Origin of the sequence: Citrobacter sp. RHBSTW-00887 (assembly GCF_013728095.1) — a bacterium.
Classification (GTDB): Bacteria; Pseudomonadota; Gammaproteobacteria; order Enterobacterales; family Enterobacteriaceae; genus Citrobacter; species Citrobacter braakii.
This window is the reverse complement of sequence record NZ_CP056267.1, coordinates 134710-152729: the sequence shown is the minus strand read 5'-3', so window position 1 is coordinate 152729 and position 18020 is coordinate 134710. Positions and strand designations below refer to the sequence as shown.

The 18020-nt window shown below is 46.4% G+C and carries 20 protein-coding genes; 10 read left to right on the top strand and 10 right to left on the bottom strand.

Features of this window, described 5'->3' with window-relative positions:
- Window positions 1-2 precede the first annotated feature (2 nt).
- The 5 genes from rfaC to HV314_RS00690 are packed head-to-tail and all read left to right on the top strand — an operon-like array spanning window position 3 to window position 5279.
- Window positions 3-971 (top strand): lipopolysaccharide heptosyltransferase RfaC, encoded by a 969-nt coding sequence (gene rfaC, locus HV314_RS00710; RefSeq protein ID WP_181547086.1) that lies wholly within the window; start codon window positions 3-5, stop codon window positions 969-971.
- Window positions 972-987: 16 nt separating this feature from the next.
- Complete coding sequence (locus HV314_RS00705) at window positions 988-2271, top strand: O-antigen ligase family protein (RefSeq protein WP_181547084.1); 1284 nt, start codon at window positions 988-990, stop codon at window positions 2269-2271.
- Complete coding sequence (locus HV314_RS00700; RefSeq protein WP_151222224.1) at window positions 2264-3277, top strand: glycosyltransferase family 2 protein; 1014 nt, start codon at window positions 2264-2266, stop codon at window positions 3275-3277. Before HV314_RS00705 ends, HV314_RS00700 begins: the two co-directional genes overlap by 8 nt.
- A 1-nt stretch (window position 3278) precedes the next feature.
- Window positions 3279-4334 (top strand): lipopolysaccharide core heptosyltransferase RfaQ, encoded by a 1056-nt coding sequence (gene rfaQ, locus HV314_RS00695; RefSeq protein ID WP_181547082.1) that lies wholly within the window; start codon window positions 3279-3281, stop codon window positions 4332-4334.
- The gene (locus HV314_RS00690) at window positions 4335-5279 is read left to right on the top strand and encodes a glycosyltransferase family 8 protein (protein WP_181546673.1); all 945 of its coding nucleotides are present in this window, start codon (window positions 4335-4337) and stop codon (window positions 5277-5279) included.
- 27 nt (window positions 5280-5306) lie between these two features.
- On the opposite strand, the gene HV314_RS00685 is transcribed toward HV314_RS00690, so the two are convergent.
- Genes HV314_RS00685 through HV314_RS00670 form a run of 4 tightly spaced genes read right to left on the bottom strand, consistent with a single transcriptional unit; the run spans window position 5307 to window position 9333 of the window.
- On the bottom strand, window positions 5307-6317 hold the full coding sequence (locus tag HV314_RS00685; protein WP_181547080.1) for a glycosyltransferase family 8 protein: 1011 nt from the start codon (window positions 6315-6317) through the stop codon (window positions 5307-5309).
- A gap of 51 nt (window positions 6318-6368) precedes the next feature.
- Window positions 6369-7388, bottom strand: a complete 1020-nt coding sequence (locus HV314_RS00680; RefSeq protein ID WP_181547078.1) for a glycosyltransferase family 8 protein — start codon at window positions 7386-7388, stop codon at window positions 6369-6371.
- 30 nt (window positions 7389-7418) lie between these two features.
- The gene (gene rfaP / locus HV314_RS00675) at window positions 7419-8216 is read right to left on the bottom strand and encodes a lipopolysaccharide core heptose(I) kinase RfaP (protein WP_080859275.1); all 798 of its coding nucleotides are present in this window, start codon (window positions 8214-8216) and stop codon (window positions 7419-7421) included.
- Window positions 8209-9333 carry a glycosyltransferase family 4 protein gene (locus HV314_RS00670; protein ID WP_046275763.1) on the bottom strand — a complete coding sequence of 375 codons (1125 nt, stop codon included), beginning with the start codon at window positions 9331-9333 and terminating at the stop codon, window positions 8209-8211. Before HV314_RS00670 ends, rfaP begins: the two co-directional genes overlap by 8 nt.
- Window positions 9334-9757: 424 nt before the next feature.
- On the opposite strand from HV314_RS00670, the gene waaA reads away from it, so the two are divergent.
- Both waaA and coaD read left to right on the top strand, forming a co-directional pair.
- Window positions 9758-11035, top strand: a complete 1278-nt coding sequence (gene waaA, locus HV314_RS00665) for a lipid IV(A) 3-deoxy-D-manno-octulosonic acid transferase (RefSeq protein WP_016154983.1) — start codon at window positions 9758-9760, stop codon at window positions 11033-11035.
- A gap of 8 nt (window positions 11036-11043) precedes the next feature.
- A complete protein-coding gene (gene coaD, locus HV314_RS00660; RefSeq protein ID WP_016154984.1) occupies window positions 11044-11523 on the top strand; it encodes a pantetheine-phosphate adenylyltransferase in 480 nt (159 codons plus the stop codon).
- A 47-nt stretch (window positions 11524-11570) separates the two neighbouring features.
- On the opposite strand, the gene mutM is transcribed toward coaD, so the two are convergent.
- The 4 genes from mutM to radC form a co-directional block, all read right to left on the bottom strand.
- A complete protein-coding gene (mutM, locus tag HV314_RS00655) occupies window positions 11571-12380 on the bottom strand; it encodes a bifunctional DNA-formamidopyrimidine glycosylase/DNA-(apurinic or apyrimidinic site) lyase (protein ID WP_019078041.1) in 810 nt (269 codons plus the stop codon).
- Between the two features lie 98 nt (window positions 12381-12478).
- Entirely contained in the window at window positions 12479-12646 is a 168-nt protein-coding gene (rpmG, locus tag HV314_RS00650; RefSeq protein ID WP_003024094.1) for a 50S ribosomal protein L33, read from the bottom strand.
- Between the two features lie 20 nt (window positions 12647-12666).
- The gene (gene rpmB / locus HV314_RS00645) at window positions 12667-12903 is read right to left on the bottom strand and encodes a 50S ribosomal protein L28 (protein WP_003024071.1); all 237 of its coding nucleotides are present in this window, start codon (window positions 12901-12903) and stop codon (window positions 12667-12669) included.
- Between the two features lie 276 nt (window positions 12904-13179).
- Window positions 13180-13845: a RadC family protein gene (gene radC, locus HV314_RS00640; protein WP_016154986.1), complete on the bottom strand. Its 666-nt coding sequence runs from the start codon at window positions 13843-13845 to the stop codon at window positions 13180-13182.
- A gap of 172 nt (window positions 13846-14017) precedes the next feature.
- Between radC and coaBC the strand changes: the two genes are divergently transcribed.
- The 3 genes from coaBC (at window position 14018) to slmA (ending at window position 16387) form a co-directional block, all read left to right on the top strand.
- On the top strand, window positions 14018-15238 hold the full coding sequence (coaBC, locus tag HV314_RS00635; protein ID WP_088583168.1) for a bifunctional phosphopantothenoylcysteine decarboxylase/phosphopantothenate--cysteine ligase CoaBC: 1221 nt from the start codon (window positions 14018-14020) through the stop codon (window positions 15236-15238).
- Window positions 15216-15674 (top strand): dUTP diphosphatase, encoded by a 459-nt coding sequence (gene dut / locus HV314_RS00630; RefSeq protein WP_016154988.1) that lies wholly within the window; start codon window positions 15216-15218, stop codon window positions 15672-15674. Before coaBC ends, dut begins: the two co-directional genes overlap by 23 nt.
- 116 nt (window positions 15675-15790) lie before the next feature.
- The gene (gene slmA / locus HV314_RS00625) at window positions 15791-16387 is read left to right on the top strand and encodes a nucleoid occlusion factor SlmA (RefSeq protein WP_016154989.1); all 597 of its coding nucleotides are present in this window, start codon (window positions 15791-15793) and stop codon (window positions 16385-16387) included.
- Window positions 16388-16474: 87 nt separating this feature from the next.
- Here slmA and pyrE read toward each other — a convergent pair whose 3' ends face one another.
- Both pyrE and rph read right to left on the bottom strand, forming a co-directional pair.
- The gene (pyrE, locus tag HV314_RS00620; RefSeq protein WP_181547076.1) at window positions 16475-17116 is read right to left on the bottom strand and encodes an orotate phosphoribosyltransferase; all 642 of its coding nucleotides are present in this window, start codon (window positions 17114-17116) and stop codon (window positions 16475-16477) included.
- Window positions 17117-17181: 65 nt separating this feature from the next.
- Window positions 17182-17898 (bottom strand): ribonuclease PH, encoded by a 717-nt coding sequence (gene rph / locus HV314_RS00615; RefSeq protein ID WP_181547074.1) that lies wholly within the window; start codon window positions 17896-17898, stop codon window positions 17182-17184.
- Window positions 17899-18020 lie beyond the last annotated feature (122 nt).

Sequence of the window (18020 nt, the reverse complement as noted above, 5' to 3'; positions counted from 1 at the left end):
GGATGCGGGTATTGATCGTTAAAACATCGTCTATGGGCGATGTACTGCATACGTTACCGGCATTAACCGATGCGCAGCAGGTCATGCCGGATATTCAATTTGATTGGGTAGTGGAAGAAGGCTTCGCGCAGATCCCATCCTGGCATGCAGCCGTTGACCGGGTTATTCCAGTGGCGATCCGCCGCTGGCGTAAAGCCTGGTTTTCAGCGCCGATTAAAGCCGAGCGTAAAGCCTTTCGTGATGCGGTGCGTTTACATCAGTATGACGCGATAATTGATGCGCAGGGTCTGGTTAAAAGCGCGGCGTTGGTTACGCGTCTGGCACGTGGCATCAAGCATGGTATGGACTGGAGCACGGCGCGCGAACCATTGGCGAGCCTGTTTTATAATCGCAAACATCACATTGCCAAACAGCAGCACGCGGTAGAACGTACGCGTGAATTGTTCGCCAGAAGTCTGGGATATTCCAGGCCCCGGTCGCAGGGTGATTACGCTATCGCTCAGCATTTTCTGAAAGAACGTAATGCTGATGCGGGCCAGTATGCCGTATTTCTGCATGCCACAACGCGTGATGATAAGCACTGGCCAGAAGCCAACTGGCGGGAGCTAATTGGCCTGTTAAATAACGCTGGCATACGTATTAAACTGCCATGGGGTGCTCCTCATGAAGAAGCACGAGCCCGTAGGCTGGCAAATGGTTTTTCTTATGTTGATGTTCTTCCACGGATGACTTTGGGAGAGGTCGCTCGCGTACTGGCGGGGGCAAAATTTGTGGTGTCGGTTGATACAGGCCTGAGTCATTTAACCGCTGCGCTGGATCGCCCTAATATTACGTTGTACGGTCCAACGGACCCAGGATTGATTGGTGGGTATGGGAAGAATCAATACACACAGCTGAGCCATTCCGGAAAATTGCAGGATCTGGACGCTAGCTTAGTCAACGTATCGCTGGTTGATAATAATTTGCTTTAACTTTAAGAGATGAACCATGCTTCGCCAACACATGTTTTCTCGCTTTATTTGTAGTATAAAAAACAATCCATTCGATTTTATATACTTCTTATTTTATGCCGGGATCCTGGCAACCCTTGCGATGGTGCTGGTCAATCCAGATGAAGCGCTGAAGGTATTTATTTTCTCCACAGCTCTGTCTCTGCCGCTTATAGGAAAAAACATAAAGCATGTGTGCAGTAACAAACAAAACCTGGTTTTGCCTTTTATGTTGCTGCTCTTCGGGTTACTCCAGATTATATGGGTAGAAATATTTAAACAACCGGGTTCAGCTTTTACCGGCGCCTACCGTTCATACCAGAACAGTGGCAAAGTGATGATTTTTGCCGCGCTGGTGATGACCATACTAACATCACAAGCACCAAGTGCTAATAAAATCCGCTTGACCAGTATCTGGGTGATTCTTACGGCAATCGGTTTGTATCTTTTCGCGGGTTATCAACTTAGTGGAGCACAAAACCCTTTAAGATACCGCGTTGCTCTTGGTTTTGAACATCAAACCGGCACGGCTTACTCTCTGACACTAATTGCATTATTAGCCTCGCAAGCGATCATTAATCTGCGCCTGAGACATACGGTTTCACTGTACTTGTTACATTTTTTGATCTCACTGGCGGTCATCATCACCACACAAACTCGGGCTGCGATTTTGGTATATCCGCTCCTGAGTATCGGACTATTTTTCATCCACTACCGCCACAACTACAACATACTGTTAAGGGCGCTACTGGGTTTTGTAATACTGGTCGGGATTGCTGCGATCCCCTTAAAACCAGTCATTGAAAGCCGCTACCAGAACTTCCTGATCGATCTGCACTCTTATAATCAAAACAACAGCAATACCTCTATTGGTGCGCGACTTGCGATGCAACGGGCAGGAATTGAAGCTGGGAAAGGTCATCACTGGGGGCAGTCACTTGAACAACGTGGGGCGGAAATTCAGCGACTTGCCGTCCAGGATACTTCCCTACAAGGGGCGCTTGAGTTCATTAACGTACATTTGCATAACGAAATTATTGATACCTTTTCGCTAAAGGGCATCTCTGGGGTTATTGTGCTACTCTTGCTCTATACCGCTATGTTTTTAAGAGCTTACTGGCAACGTAGTCCTCTATTGTTCGTCATCTCAGGCGCTATCGCTATCTATGGCTTGAGTGATTTATTATTGTATGCCAAAGGTGAAGCCTTGAGCAGCATGCTGGCGTTATGTATTGCAGCAGTGCTGAGCTCGAATCCAACGAGAGAATCATGCTATGAATAGCGCTTCAGGTTATTTACTGAGCATTATTATACCTACATACAATAATGCTGAACTCATCACGGCGACGTTGGCGTCGATCCATCAGAGCATCACTGATGATGTGGAGATAATAATTGTTAATGATGGCTCAACAGATTTAACTGAAGAACGTATCAAGGCATTTTATCGTGAGCAGAAATGCCACAACGTTAAGTATATCAGCCAAAAAAATCAAGGCGTTGCAATCACTCGTAACGTTGGCCTTACCCATGCGACAGGGAAATATATTGGGTTTATTGACAGTGACGATATTGTCTGCATAGATTATTTCACTATCCTTCTCCCTAAATTGAGAGACGAAAAATATGATATTCTCGAATTTAATCTGACCAGAGATATGAACAATCTGTATCAGAATTCATCTGGTATAAAAAATGATATTAATCAGCATGAAATTATATTATCGGATGATGATTTTACCCCTCTACTTCCAATATTCCGGGCAGGACAATGGCATCTCATGACAAAAATCTTCCATCGTAACGTTATTGGTAACGATCGATTCGAAGAACATCGTCGGTATGAAGACATGATTTTCTGCCCTTTCCAATACTTTAAATGCCATAAAATATTAAAGATTGAGAATAAACTATATTTTTACCGGTTAAATGATAAGAGCATTACCGAGAATATTATTGATAGCGATGCGGACAGTATCTTTTTTGCTATGCGGAAAATGTATAATTATATAAATAAAAATAACGCAAAACGTACTGTTGCCACACTAATGATCATCAACTGTTTTCTGGAAGGACGCAAACTATTACGCAAGAAAAAAGGTTATTATCGTTATAGTGAAAGTATGCTGAATGATATTCATAATGCGCTTGCATCCTGTGACACAAAAATTGTTAATAAAAAAATACTTCTTAAGATGAAATATCCCCATATTGACCGCTCCATTTCAGAAATGAGATATAAGGTATTATCTGCTTGCAAGAGCTTATTTTTTCGAAAAGGAATTTAACATGTTTGAAAAAATTGACCATGTGCTTATTTGCAAGCTCAAGTTTTATGGGGATGTTCTGTTAATCACGCCCGTCATTGCCAGCATTCGGGCTCGTTATCCACAGGCTAAGATCGATCTGCTCCTCTATAAAGATACCAAAGCAATTCTGGCCGCCCATAAAGATATCAATAATTTTTATCTCATTGAGAAAAAACAAGGCCTGTTGGCAACAGTAAAAAATTATCTTTCAGTGCGTCAACAACTGAAGAAAAATCACTATGACTTGATTATTAACCTCACAGAACAATGGCCAATTGGAGCACTTATCGCCTCTTTACGCCTTCCTTCAATTGCCTTTAAGCGCGATAAAGAGCAGTGGAACCGACTTTTTACGCGAGTAACGCCATCCGTTGGGACGCATATTGTTGAACAAAACCTATCTATTCTAAAAGGCATTGGGTTTAGCGAAGCAGAACTCAAGAAAGAGATGTCACTGAGTTATCTTCAGGAGGATTATCAACATCTGGTATCTCTGTTGCCTACACTGCCTGCGCAAAAATATGTCGTTATTCAACCCACTGCCAGACAAGAGTTTAAATGGTGGGATGATGAGAAATTCGCTCATGTTATAGACCATCTGCATCAGCGTGGTTTACATGTTTACCTTACCTGTGGGCCTGCATTGAGTGAGCAGCAACAGGTCCAGCGTATTGCTGCACTGTGTCAATCGTCTCCTGACCTGACGCTGGCAGGTAAAACGACCTTTCTGCAACTGGCCGCGTTGATTGACCATGCTGTTTTGTACATTGGTGTCGATTCTGCACCTATGCATATGGCCGCAGCGCTAAGGACACCGCAGGTATGCCTGTTTGGCGCCACCAATTACCGACAATGGAAGCCGTGGTCTGATAAAGCCGTATTGATTTGGGCTGGCGAGTACCATCCGATGCCTTCGCGAGATGAACTCGATCGGTCAAAAAAATATCTAACTTGGATTCCGGAACAGGTCGTGATTGACGCTATCGATACGGTACTTCATGATAGTGACAATGTTAAAGGTAATGAGAAAGCATAAATGGACAGCAAAAATAACGTTATTAATATTGCTTACTGTACAGATGCCAATTATCTGGAATATGTAGCAGTGTCCATTATGTCGGTCATAATGAACAACCCAGAGCAAGACCTGTCATTTTTCGTCTTTGTCTATGATGTTACTGACGAAGAAATCAATAAACTACGTTCAACCAGTGATAAAATTCAGGTTATCAATATCGATAAAGAAGAGATTGAAAAGTATAATAATGACTTTGCAATCAAACACCTAAACCGCTCTACCTATATGCGTCTGGCCGTACCGCGCTTACTAAAAGATAAAATAGAGCATTTTATCTATTTAGATGCTGATACACTATGTTTTGATAAGCTCAATGATATTAACAGCATTGATATCAGCAACGTCATTTGCGCAGTCAGCCACGACTCCCTCGATATTCATGATACAAAAAATGCTAAACGCTTGGGCCTTAGTACTGATCATTATTTTAATGCTGGCTTTTTATATATTAACATTGAAAATTGGATCAAGTTTGATATTGAAAATAAAGCAAATACAGTGTTATTTGAACAAGGTAAATCCTTGCCTTATTTTGACCAAGATGCTCTGAATATCGCAATTGACGGCAACGTTAAGTTTATTGATAAACGATGGAATTTCTTATTTAACTGGTTCACAGATCAGCAAAAAGACACCTTTTTTTATCAAAAAGATATCTTGCCTCGCATCATTCATTTCACTGGTGGAAGAAAACCTTGGTATAAAGAACATACTGGGCTTTCACAGCAACTTTTTCTTTTCTACCATCACTTCACACCATGGCGAGACGCTGAAATGCGCTCTTACGCTCCGCGTATGAGGCCTACTGATTACCGGGTTTACTCGCGCCAGGAAGCCAAAAAGGGAAATTACTACGCTTCACTCAAATGGTATATGAAATACCTTAAGACTAAATTACGTTAATAAAAAACTCCCTTACGGGAGTTTTTTTTACTTACTCTTTAACTTTTCCCGCAAATAACCAATATAGCTAATTATCGAGTTGAAATACTTCCCTTGTAATCTTTCATGACGTGATTTCTTTTTATACTGTTTTGGCGTTCTAGCTGGCAGCAATGGAACATCCGTCCAAGGTGAAGCTTTCCAGGCATCAACAAAAAACTGTGCTGAAGGGTAATTTGCCCATGAATTCCAGGGTTTAGTTACGCCAACATAATGGATAAGGATCGTATCATCAGTTATATATTCTTTATAACTTGATGTGTCCTTACTTTTAAGTTCTTGTTTAATTCCGTAAATTGCATCATAAATTCTTGGTAAAAAAATCGTCTTCCCAAAAAACATTATATTTAAGACATCCTGATCCAGAAAAGCGAATTTCCTGGTCTTATCCAGGAGGATCGAAAATGCTTTAGCAAAGAACTTTTGTTTTTTCCATTCCTTTAAATTTGCATATATAACACCAGCATTGAAGTATTGTTCGTTAAATTCCGGAGTATTAAGCCTCTGCGCGGCATACACCCGACTATATTCAACATCCTGAATAACCGCTGCAACATGATTTTCCAGGGTAATTTGTGTTAACTCAACAAGTGACCCTTTACATACAACATCAGCGTCAATATAGAGAAGATTATCAATATTTTCGCTAAGATACTCAAACGCGATAAATCTAAAGTAAGTCGCATGTGACCATGCATTCCCACACGGAAGGATCTTTAATCCTTCTGCATCCATCACATATACAGTTATATTGGTCGAAAACTGCTTTGCTAGTTTTTCTAATCTTTTGCGGTAATCTGAATCAAGATAATCAGTAAAAAGATGAAAATGTATGCTGATATCTTTGTTATGTAGTAAAACGGACGACATCGAAACTGCCGCTCCAAACATAAAGTTTTGATCAACCCCCCATGCAATATTGAGTTGTGGGGTTTGAGTCTCTGGAGCCCCAAAAACCTCAATGAGGTCTTTAATAGACTGATTACAATCAAAATTCATGTACTACACCTTTTTAATATGCTATCTGGAAATTATTTGCACTTCTATTAACTAATGAGACCGTGCATTATGTAGTTTGTTCTTTATATACATAACATGACTAAGTACCGAGCGGATATATTTACGCTGCACTCTTTCATGCCGGGATTTGCGCTTATACAATTTTGCAGTGTTTGCATTTAATAAAGACTTTCCCGCCCATGCAGATTTTTTATATGCGTCGATGAAGAATTTAGCCACCGGATATTTTGCCCAAGTATGCCATGGCTTAGTGACACCGACATAATGTATTAAAACAGTATCATCTGTAATATAATCCTGGTAAATTTTATCGTTTTTATTTTTTAGTTCCTGATCCACACCATAAATGCAGTTAAAATCCCGTCTCAGGAAAATCACATTACCGACAAATAATATATTTAGAACATCCTGATCAAAATACAGAAGTTCCTTTTGGCGTTTATCTAAGATAGAAAATGCCTTCGTCAACAACTGCTGTTCACGCCAAACTCCAAGATTCGCAAATACCACACCAGAATTAAAATAACCGTTACTCAGTTCAGGAATACCAAGCCTGTTACCGGACTTAATACGCACTTCATCAATATCATTGATAACAGCAGCATATTCCCCACAGAAATTAACCTCGGTAAGTTCGCGTAGAGAACCTTTGCAAATGACATCAGCATCAAGATACAGTACAGAATTTAACTCGGTACTTAAATATTCAAATGCGAAATAACGATAATACATTGCATAAGTCCATGCTTTCGTACTCGGCAACTCACGAAATGCCGCATTATCGAACACAAGAACAGTCACCGTCGTACTGTACATTTGTGTCAGGCGTTTTACGCTCTCCAGATAATCATCATCTATATAGTCTGTTGCTATATAAAAGTGAATATCAATATCAGGATTATTCACTAATACTGAGGTCATAGAAATGCCGGATCCAAATAAAAAATTACGATCGACACCATACGCAACACTTAGTTTTTTAGTCTTCTCATGCGCAGAGCTGTCGATAACGTGTTTTTGAATGATTAGCTTCTGGAAATCAATGTTCATAATAAAATAGCCTCAAACTTCATATGGTATTTATAGCGCTTTTCTTATTGTTCTTTGTCTTATTTTTTGCGCTTTTGTGACAGCCTGTTCAAACAACCGGACTTCCTGACGAAAGATTTCGCGCAGTGGCATCGAAAAATAGACACGTAAAAAACGGTAGATATCTCTGGACGTCAAACCGATCTCCAGTGAAGAGAAATAGAGTCCGATCAAATCCTTATCCCGCCAGCGTCGCGGTACATGCTGACGTATTTGTGCACGATGCAAATCAATCACAGAGAGTTTGATATCCGCAACATCTGCCGGCATTGGCTGTTGGAGTAGGAAATGGCAAATATAGCAATCCCGATGATTTACTCCGCCCCGATGCATTTTACCCACCATTTCAGCCACGCGGGTAATAATGGTCCGTTTTAATACAAAATCAGGACGCTCAACTCCCCACCTTGCACAAAAATCTTCAAGACTGATGGCAGGAGAGAGATCTTCAGTGATGATAAATGAGGTTCGCGCTAACGGATTCAGTCCTTTCTGCCCAAATGCAACACCAGTCATTGTGTCAACATTGAGTTCTTGTAAGCGATGAATTGCCAGCCACTCCCGATCTGCACCCAGTACTGGCATACGTAAAGAAATAAGGTTTTTCACCACTTCTTTAAGTGTGGTTCCATGATGATATTTAAGAAAATAACCCTTACCCATCATCTCAAAACGCAGGGTACGCCGTGTTTCCAGCGCGCGAAAAACTTCCCCATCCAGCTTTGTAACTTCCGTAAACGGGTCTTTTCCTTGCCATTGCGTGGCAAATGGTTCTTTTAACTCAATCATTATCAAGGCCTAAAATGATATCAGCAGCCTTATCCGCCAGGCTGTAGAGATCTTCTGTATCAGCAAAATGCCGAGCATTCTCGGCCCAACGACTTCTCTGCTCATTATTTTGCAGCGCATCGAAAAGTGCTGTATTCAGATTTACCTGCTCAAAAGGTTCAGGAATCACGACTCCGCATCGGGCGGCATTAATATAACCCGCATAGCCGCATACTTCTGTAGTTAATACTGGCAGCCCGGCGACTACTGCCTCCAACAAGACAATACCAGCAGCTTCCTGAACAGCAGGATGAAGCAATAAATCAGCAGCAGACATCAATTCAGCGACATCATCTCGCCCCGAGAAGAACTGTACTTGTTCTTCGATACCCAATTGACAAGCCAGAGAACGGTAACGATCGGCCTTATCCTGACCAACAACCATCAATCGCGTACGGTGACGTATAACCTCAGGTAGCGAAGCCAATGCCTGTAATGTTCTTGGCACGCCTTTACGTTTGAAATCAGAACCCACCTGCAGGAGCAGGAACTGATCGAAACCAATACCGTTTTTTTCTCTGACAATCTGCCTGCTGTTTTCAGGTTGCTGACTATACTTTCTGTCAGGGTAGATGCCTGGTGGCAGAATACGAAAACGCTGGCTCTCAGTTTGGTAATGATGTTTGAAGTCACCAATTTGTTTATCGGTTAACATCAACAGCATGGTGCCAGCACCTTGCTGAAATGCGGCTTTTTCAAATGCAGCGTAATGCCGGTACCGACGCGTCAACTTGTAGAAAAAGCCTTTCTCACGGGCAACTTTCTCCGCGTAGCAAACGTCGGCTGCGTAATACACATCCAACCCAGGCATTTTGTTAAACCCGACGACACGATCGACGGGATGCTGACTTAAATAAGCCTGAACCCACTGATAATATTGCTCGTTTTTCCCATGATTCGTTCTGGATGTGACGGGGACGAGTATAATTTCCAGTCCTTCCGGACGCTCGCCCTGCCATGACTGGGTAAACACCTGGACATGATGACCACGAGCAGCAACCGTAAGCGCTACCCGCAAGAAATCACGCTGTAACCCGCCATAGGGAAAATATTTGTACAAACAAAAAGCAATATTCATGCATTAATATCCGCATCGCGTCGCCAGACATACCCGATCCGCGACATCAGAGTCATGTAATCCTTGCATGAACCGACCAAAGATTACTTCCCATGTTTTCGAAAGGTTTCTGCCTGCTAGCTACCTGAAATTGCGCAGTAGTATATCATTTATTATCACGCATTCCGAAATGAATATTTTTTGAACAAACTTTAAAATAACCTATTAAAAACATTAAGATATAAAATGAAGCAATTCACGAGAAAATTCACGCCGCACAAGACGTTAAGTCATGTAAATGTACCAATAGACATTTTTGAAATAGCTACCGGTTAAAACAATGCCTCACGAATTCCATCGTTTTGAGACAACCTGGATAAAAATGATGGTAAAGCCACAGCTAAATACATAGAATCCCCAGCACATTCATAAGTCAGCTACCATTATGCTCGAATTGCTTTACACCGCCCTTTTCTACCTTATTCAGCCTTTGATCTGGGTACGGCTTTGGGTGCGCGGACGTAAGGCTCCGGCCTACCGTAAACGCTGGGGTGAACGCTACGGCTTTTACCGCCGTCCGCTAAAACCAGGCGGCATCATGCTTCATTCGGTTTCCGTGGGCGAAACGCTGGCAGCTATCCCATTAGTCCGCGCTCTGCGACATCGTTACCCCGACTTGCCGATCACGGTCACCACCATGACGCCAACCGGTTCCGAGCGCGTACAATCCGCTTTTGGCCCTGACGTTCAGCATATTTATCTGCCGTACGACTTACCGGATGCCCTAAACCGTTTCCTGAATAAAGTTGACCCCAAGCTGGTGCTAATTATGGAAACCGAGCTGTGGCCGAATCTGATCGCGGCACTGCATAAGCGCCATATTCCGCTGGTCATTGCCAATGCACGTCTTTCCGCTCGCTCAGCTGCTGGCTACGCTAAATTAGGTAAATTTGTTGGCAGGCTACTGCGTCGAATTACGTTGATTGCCGCCCAGAACGAAGAAGATGGCGCTCGTTTTATCACGCTTGGTGCCAGAAGCAATCAGGTCACCGTTACCGGTAGCCTGAAGTTTGATATTTCCGTCACGCCGCAGTTGGCCGCAAAAGCGATTACATTGCGTCGTCAATGGGCACCTCACCGCCCGGTATGGATTGCAACCAGCACGCACGACGGCGAAGAAAGCATTATCATTGCCGCCCATCAGGCGTTATTAAACCAGTTCCCTAATCTTTTACTGATTCTGGTACCCAGACATCCTGAACGGTTCCCGGATGCCATTAACCTCGTACGCCAGGCTGGGCTAAGCTATACGACACGTTCTTCGGGCGAAGTTCCGTCATCAGGAACCCAGGTCGTAATCGGCGACACTATGGGCGAGTTGATGTTGCTTTACGGCATTGCTGACCTTGCTTTTGTTGGCGGTTCGCTGGTTGAACGCGGTGGACACAACCCACTGGAAGCCGCGGCGCACGCCATTCCGGTACTGATGGGGCCACATACTTTTAATTTTAAAGATATTTGCGCCCGCCTCGAACAGGCAAGCGGATTGATCACCGTCACCGACGCAACTACGCTGGTGAAAGAGGTCTCTTCTTTACTGACCGATGCAGATTATCGTAATTTTTATGGCCGTCACGCAGTTGAAGTTCTGTATCAAAATCAGGGCGCGCTTCAGCGTCTGCTGCAGCTGCTGGAACCTTATCTGCCACCCAAAACGCATTGAGGCAAGTCATGCAAAAACGGGCGATTTATCCAGGAACCTTTGATCCCATTACTAACGGCCACCTCGATATCGTGACACGAGCGACAAGCATGTTCGATCACGTAATCCTGGCGATTGCCGCAAGTCCCAGTAAAAAACCGATGTTTACTCTGGAAGAGCGCGTTGAGCTGGCACAACAGGCAACGGCGCATCTCGGTAATGTGGAGGTTCTGGGATTCAGCGATCTGATGGCAAACTTTGCCCGCGATAATCAGGCTAACATTCTGATCCGTGGCCTGCGTGCGGTAGCCGATTTTGAGTATGAAATGCAGCTGGCCCATATGAACCGTCATCTGATGCCACAACTGGAAAGCGTCTTTCTGATGCCGTCTAAAGAGTGGTCATTTATCTCATCGTCACTGGTGAAAGAAGTTGCCCGCCACCAGGGTGACGTAGCGCACTTTCTGCCGGAAAACGTTCATCAGGCATTATTGAGTAAACTGAAGTAATGCGTCTGGCCGGATGAGGCATACGCTACGTCCGGCCGATAATGGTGTTATTTCTGACAGCGGCGGCAATAAAACGTTGTGCGCTGAGCGTGTTTTGTCGCAATGATTGGCGCGCCGCATACGCGACAGGGTTCACCTTCTCTCCCATAGACCTGCAGCTCCTGGGCAAAATAGCCCGGCTTACCGTCACTTTGCAGAAAGTCCTTCAGCGTGGTCCCGCCCTGCTCGATAGAACGCAGCAAAACCGCCTTGATAACGCGCACCAGCAGTTCGCACTCATCCTGCGACAAAGATGACGCCAGACGGTCAGGATGGATACCAGCCGCAAACAGCGACTCGCTGGCATAGATGTTTCCCACCCCCACGACCAGCTTGTTATCCATCAGCCAGGGTTTAATCGCAGTTTTCTTCTTCGCACATTTCTGCTGCAGATAACCAGCATTGAAATCGTCGCTCAGCGGCTCAGGGCCAAGATGGGCGAGGACATTATGCCCATCCAGCTCTTTAGTCCACAGCCAGGCGCCAAAACGACGCGGATCGGTATAGCGCAGGACTTTGCCGTTACTCATCACTAAGTCGACGTGGTCATGTTTTTCTGCCGGAAGCTCTTCAGAAAGGATACGCAAACTACCCGACATCCCCAGGTGAATGATTACCCAGCCATCTGATAGCTCCAGCAGCAGGTATTTCGCGCGCCGCTGTACGCTCAGGACAGGTTTATCACTCAGACGATAGATTTCCTCTGATACTGGCCAACGCAAACGACCGTTACGCACAGTCGCGTGCATAATCGTTGCCCCCACCAGATGCGGCTCAATACCGCGGCGGCTGGTTTCGACTTCAGGTAATTCAGGCATAGTATCTCCGGCGGTGTATCAGATTTCATTAATATGGGGACGGCCAGAAAACAAAAAACCCCGCCGAGGCAGGGTTTTTCTTTACATCAAAGCGGAAATTATTTGATTTTCGCTTCTTTGTATAAAACGTGCTGACGAACAACTGGATCGAACTTTTTCAGCTCCAGTTTTTCCGGCTTAGTACGTTTGTTCTTCGTGGTGGTATAGAAGTGACCAGTACCAGCAGAAGAAACCAGCTTGATTTTCTCACGAATACCTTTAGCCATGATTTATTTCCTCTTAGTACTTAGTACTTTTCGCCACGGGCACGCAGTTCAGACAGAACTGTTTCGATGCCTTTCTTATCAATAACACGCATACCTTTAGCAGATACACGCAGGGTGACAAAACGCTTCTCGCTCTCAACCCAAAAACGGTGAGAGTGCAGGTTAGGCAGGAAACGGCGTTTAGTCGCGTTCAGTGCGTGGGAACGGTTGTTACCGGTCACCGGACGCTTGCCAGTAACTTGGCAGACTCGGGACATGTCTATTCTCCAAAAATCAAATTAGCTCGAGCTTCGTATGGGGTATTGGCGCCTCGTCAGGCTTCTCAGCCCGGTTATCGCAGTTCAATACACTAAATCTTTCATCGTTGCCTCGTCATTGGACGCAACAAGAATGATTTTGCGTATTTGCGAACTCTCGATTGCCAGGCCCAAATGCCAAACCCGAGATTCTCAAAGGTGGCGTAGTATACGCTGAGTCAGCGATGTGCTCAAGTCCCGAACAGACAAAGATCCCGATGGATCGCGTAAAGTGCGTTAAATCCAACCGCGTTCCGCAAAAGAAACGTACTCTCCGCGCCCAATGACCAGATGATCAAGCACCCGGATATCCATGAACTGACAGCATTTCACAACACGCTCGGTGATGAGTTTATCTGCTTTGCTCGGCTCTGCACACCCCGAAGGGTGATTATGTGCAAGGATCACCGCAGAAGCATTCATTTTTATCGCTTCGCGGACAATTTCTCGCGGATGCACTTCAACGTGGCTTAGCGTTCCGGAAAAAAGTTTACGGTGTTTAATCACGCGATGTTGAGAATCCATAAAGATCACATAGAAGATCTCGCGTTCCTCTTGCGAAAGCTGGCTTTGCAGAAATTCACGCGCCATTTCCGGGCTAAGTATCGCACGCTCCTCTATCACCTGTACGTTGTAGTAGCGCCTTGCCAGCTCCACTATTCCCTTCAACTGTGCGTACTTCGCGATACCGATGCCCTGAACATAGCTGAAATCCATGTAATCAGCAGACAACAGGCCATACAACGAATCAAAATGCTGAAGCATCTCTTTCGCCAGCGTAAGCACATCTTTACCCAGTATCCCGGTGCGTAGAAAAAGAGCCAGTAGCTCTACGTCGGTCAGCGAACTGGCCCCCTGCGCCAACAGCTTTTCCCTAGGCATTATACGTCCTGTATTTTCCATGCTTTTCCCCTCCTTTCGCGTCCGCATAGTGGCATAACGCCAGCGGCGAATCGACGCTCTGTTTTCACTTCTTCGTAGAGCCTCGCAAACTGGAGCGCGGGCAAAAGCACGACACATTGCGGATTGTGATAAAATATCCGCCTTCTGGTGAAACCCAACAGGAAAGATCATGATGAGCCTGGCCGGTAAAAAAATCGTACTTGGCGTCAGTGGCGGGATTGCTGCGTACAAAACCCCTGAGCTGGTGCGTCGTTTACGGGAACGCGGCGCAGACGTCCGCGTGGCGATGACCGAAGCAGCAAAAGCGTTTATTACTCCTCTGAGCTTACAGGCGGTTTCGGGCTATCCCGTTTCCGACAGCCTGCTTGACCCCGCAGCCGAAGCCGCGATGGGCCATATTGAACTGGGGAAATGGGCCGATTTGGTTATACTGGCCCCAGCGACGGCAGACCTGATTGCCCGCGTTGCCGCAGGTATGGCCAACGATCTGGTGTCTACGATCTGTCTGGCAACGCCAGCGCCTGTTGCCGTGCTGCCGGCTATGAACCAGCAGATGTACCGCGCCGCCGCTACCCAACACAATCTGGGCATTCTTGCCTCGCGCGGTTTGCTCATTTGGGGTCCTGACAGCGGTAGTCAGGCATGTGGTGATGTCGGTCCTGGACGTATGCTGGATCCGTTAACAATTGTGGATATGGCGGCAGAACATTTTTCACCTGTCAAAGATCTGCAACATCTCAACATCATGATTACAGCAGGCCCGACGCGTGAACCGCTTGATCCCGTGCGTTATATTTCCAACCACAGCTCCGGGAAAATGGGATTTGCTATCGCGGCCGCTGCCGCAAAACGCGGGGCAAACGTCACGCTGGTATCAGGTCCGGTTTCGTTACCTACACCGCCTTTTGTCCAGCGCATTGATGTGATGACCGCGCTGGAAATGGAAGCCGCCGTGCAATCTGCGGTGCAACAACAGCATATTTTTATCGGCTGCGCCGCAGTCGCTGATTATCGCGCTGAAACTGTCGCCAGTGAAAAAATCAAAAAACAGGCAACGCAGGGTGATGAATTAACAGTAAAAATGGTCAAAAACCCGGACATCATCGCTGGTGTTGCCGCACTGGATGCTAATCGTCCTTTTGTCGTTGGGTTTGCCGCCGAAACAAATAATGTGGAAGAATATGCCCGGCAAAAACGCATCCGCAAAAACCTTGATGTGATCTGTGCGAACGACGTTTCGCTGTCCACTCAAGGATTTAACAGCGACAGCAACGCATTACACCTTTTTTGGCAGGATGGAGATAAAGTCTTACCGCTTGAGCGCAAAGAACTCCTGGGCCAATTATTACTCGACGAGATCGTGACCCGTTATGATGAAAAAAATCGACGTTAAGATTCTGGACCCGCGCGTAGGGCAACAATTTCCGCTCCCGACGTACGCCACTTCTGGTTCTGCCGGACTTGACCTGCGTGCCTGTCTTGATGACGCCGTAGAACTGGCGCCTGGCGCAACAACGCTGGTGCCAACCGGGTTAGCTATCCACATTGCCGATCCTTCTCTTGCGGCGGTGATGCTCCCGCGCTCCGGGCTGGGCCATAAGCACGGGATCGTACTGGGCAATCTGGTCGGTTTGATTGATTCCGACTACCAGGGCCAGCTGATGGTTTCAATCTGGAACCGTGGTCAGGACAACTTTACTATTGAACCGGGCGAACGTATCGCGCAGATGGTATTTGTACCGGTCGTCCAGGCTGAATTTAATTTGGTGGAAGAGTTTGAAGCCACCGATCGTGGCGAAGGTGGCTTCGGCCATTCCGGGCGCAAGTAACCCGCAGAAAAGTATCTCACAGCGTAATAACGCAATAACACACCGCAAACACCAGTTTGCGGTCGCTGTGTGGATGCCTGCCTGGCAAGAGCTTATTTTCAGGGGTATTTTGTAACATGGTAGAAAAGCAAACTGCGAAAAGGAATCGTCGCGAAGAAATACTTCAGTCTCTGGCACTGATGCTTGAGTCCAGCGATGGTAGCCAACGCATCACGACAGCTAAACTGGCGGCCTCTGTGGGCGTTTCCGAAGCGGCCTTGTATCGCCATTTTCCCAGCAAGACCCGCATGTTCGATAGCCTGATTGAGTTTATCGAAGATAGTCTGATTACCCGTATCAATCTGATTTTGAAAGATGAAAAAGACACTAACGCGCGATTGCGTCTGATCGTACTGCTGATTTTAGGGTTCGGTGAACGTAATCCTGGCCTGACGCGAATTCTGACCGGACACGCATTGATGTTCGAGCAAGACCGTCTGCAAGGCCGTATTAACCAGCTTTTTGAGCGAATTGAGGCGCAGTTACGCCAGGTTCTGCGAGAAAAAAGAATGCGTGAAGGTGAAGGCTACACCGTGGATGAAACGCTGCTGGCCAGCCAGCTACTGGCTTTCTGCGAAGGTATGCTGTCCCGGTTTGTACGTAGCGAATTTAAATACCGCCCAACGGATGATTTCGACATCCGCTGGCCGTTGGTTGCCGCTCAATTGCAGTAACACCGTTGTTGGATGGCGACCTCGCCTATTTTGCCTACGAACCCTGCGGTGCGTAGGCTGGATAAGCGCAGCGCCATCCGGCAGTTCTTATACGCCGTACGCTTCGCGATACGCCCGTACTGCGGCCAGGTGTTCTGCCATTTCTGGTTTTTCTTCCAGATACGCAATCAGATCTTTCAGGGTAATGATAGAAATCACCTTGCAGCCATAATCGTGTTCCACTTCCTGAATCGCTGAAATCTCGCCGCGACCGCGTTCCTGACGATCGAGAGAAATCAGTACCCCCGCCAGCGTAGCGCCGTTAGCCTGAATAATTTCCATCGACTCACGAATAGCCGTACCTGCAGTGATAACATCATCCACCAGCATTACACGCCCCTCAAGTGCGCTACCTACCAGATTACCGCCTTCACCGTGGGTCTTCGCCTCTTTACGGTTAAAGCAGTACGGCAAATCTTTATCGTGGTGTTCCGCCAGCGCAACAGCCGTGGTGGTCGCAATCGGGATACCTTTGTAGGCCGGACCAAACAGCAAATCGAACTCAATACCGGAATCCATCAGCGCTTCGGCATAAAAACGGCCTAACAGTGCCAGGCAGCGCCCGGTATTAAACAGCCCGGCGTTGAAGAAATAGGGGCTTTTACGCCCGGATTTCAGCGTAAACTCGCCAAACTTTAGTACCTGCTTGCTAAGCGCAAACTCAATAAACTGGCGCTGATACGGTTTCATGGATTCGCTCCTCATCTCACTTTATTACAGACAAAAAAAAGGCGACTCATCAGTCGCCTTTAAAATCAATTTTCTAACGCCGCCTTCTGCGTCGTTACAATGGATTCGATTCCCCCTCGGGCTAACGCCAGTAGGGTGAGAAGTTCTTCATGGCTGAACGGCTCGCCTTCTGCCGTGCCCTGCACCTCTATAATGCGGCCGTCTTCAGTCATCACCACGTTCATGTCGGTTTCTGCGGCAGAGTCTTCAACATATTCGAGGTCACAGAGCGCTTCACCGTTCACAATGCCCACGGAAACCGCGGCGACCATCCCTTTCATCGGGTTAGTTTTCAGTTTACCGCTAGCAACCAGCTTGTTCAGCGCATCAGCCAACGCCACACATGCGCCGGTAATTGATGCAGTGCGCGTACCGCCATCTGCCTGAATAACATCGCAGTCCAGCGTAATAGTGAATTCACCGAGCGTCTTCAGATCAACGGCGGCGCGCAGCGCACGAGCGATCAGACGCTGGATTTCCATGGTACGACCGCCCTGCTTACCTTTCGCCGCTTCACGGGCGTTACGGGTGTGCGTGGCGCGTGGCAGCATGCCATATTCTGCGGTGATCCAGCCCTGGCCCTGACCTTTCAGAAAACGCGGTACGCCTTCATCAATAGAGGCGGTACACAGCACTTTGGTATCACCAAATTCGACCAGCACGGAGCCTTCAGCGTGTTTTGTATAATTACGGGTCAGGGTGACGGGACGCACCTGGTTGGCACTACGACCTGCTGAACGCATGATAAAATCTCCGGCTTGAAACGAATGTGGCTGCGCATTATACGGACTTCCGACTGTTATTCCTATCCTGACAAGACGTGGATGGCTATAATCCTCCCATCTCATCTTTAAAAACAGGAACG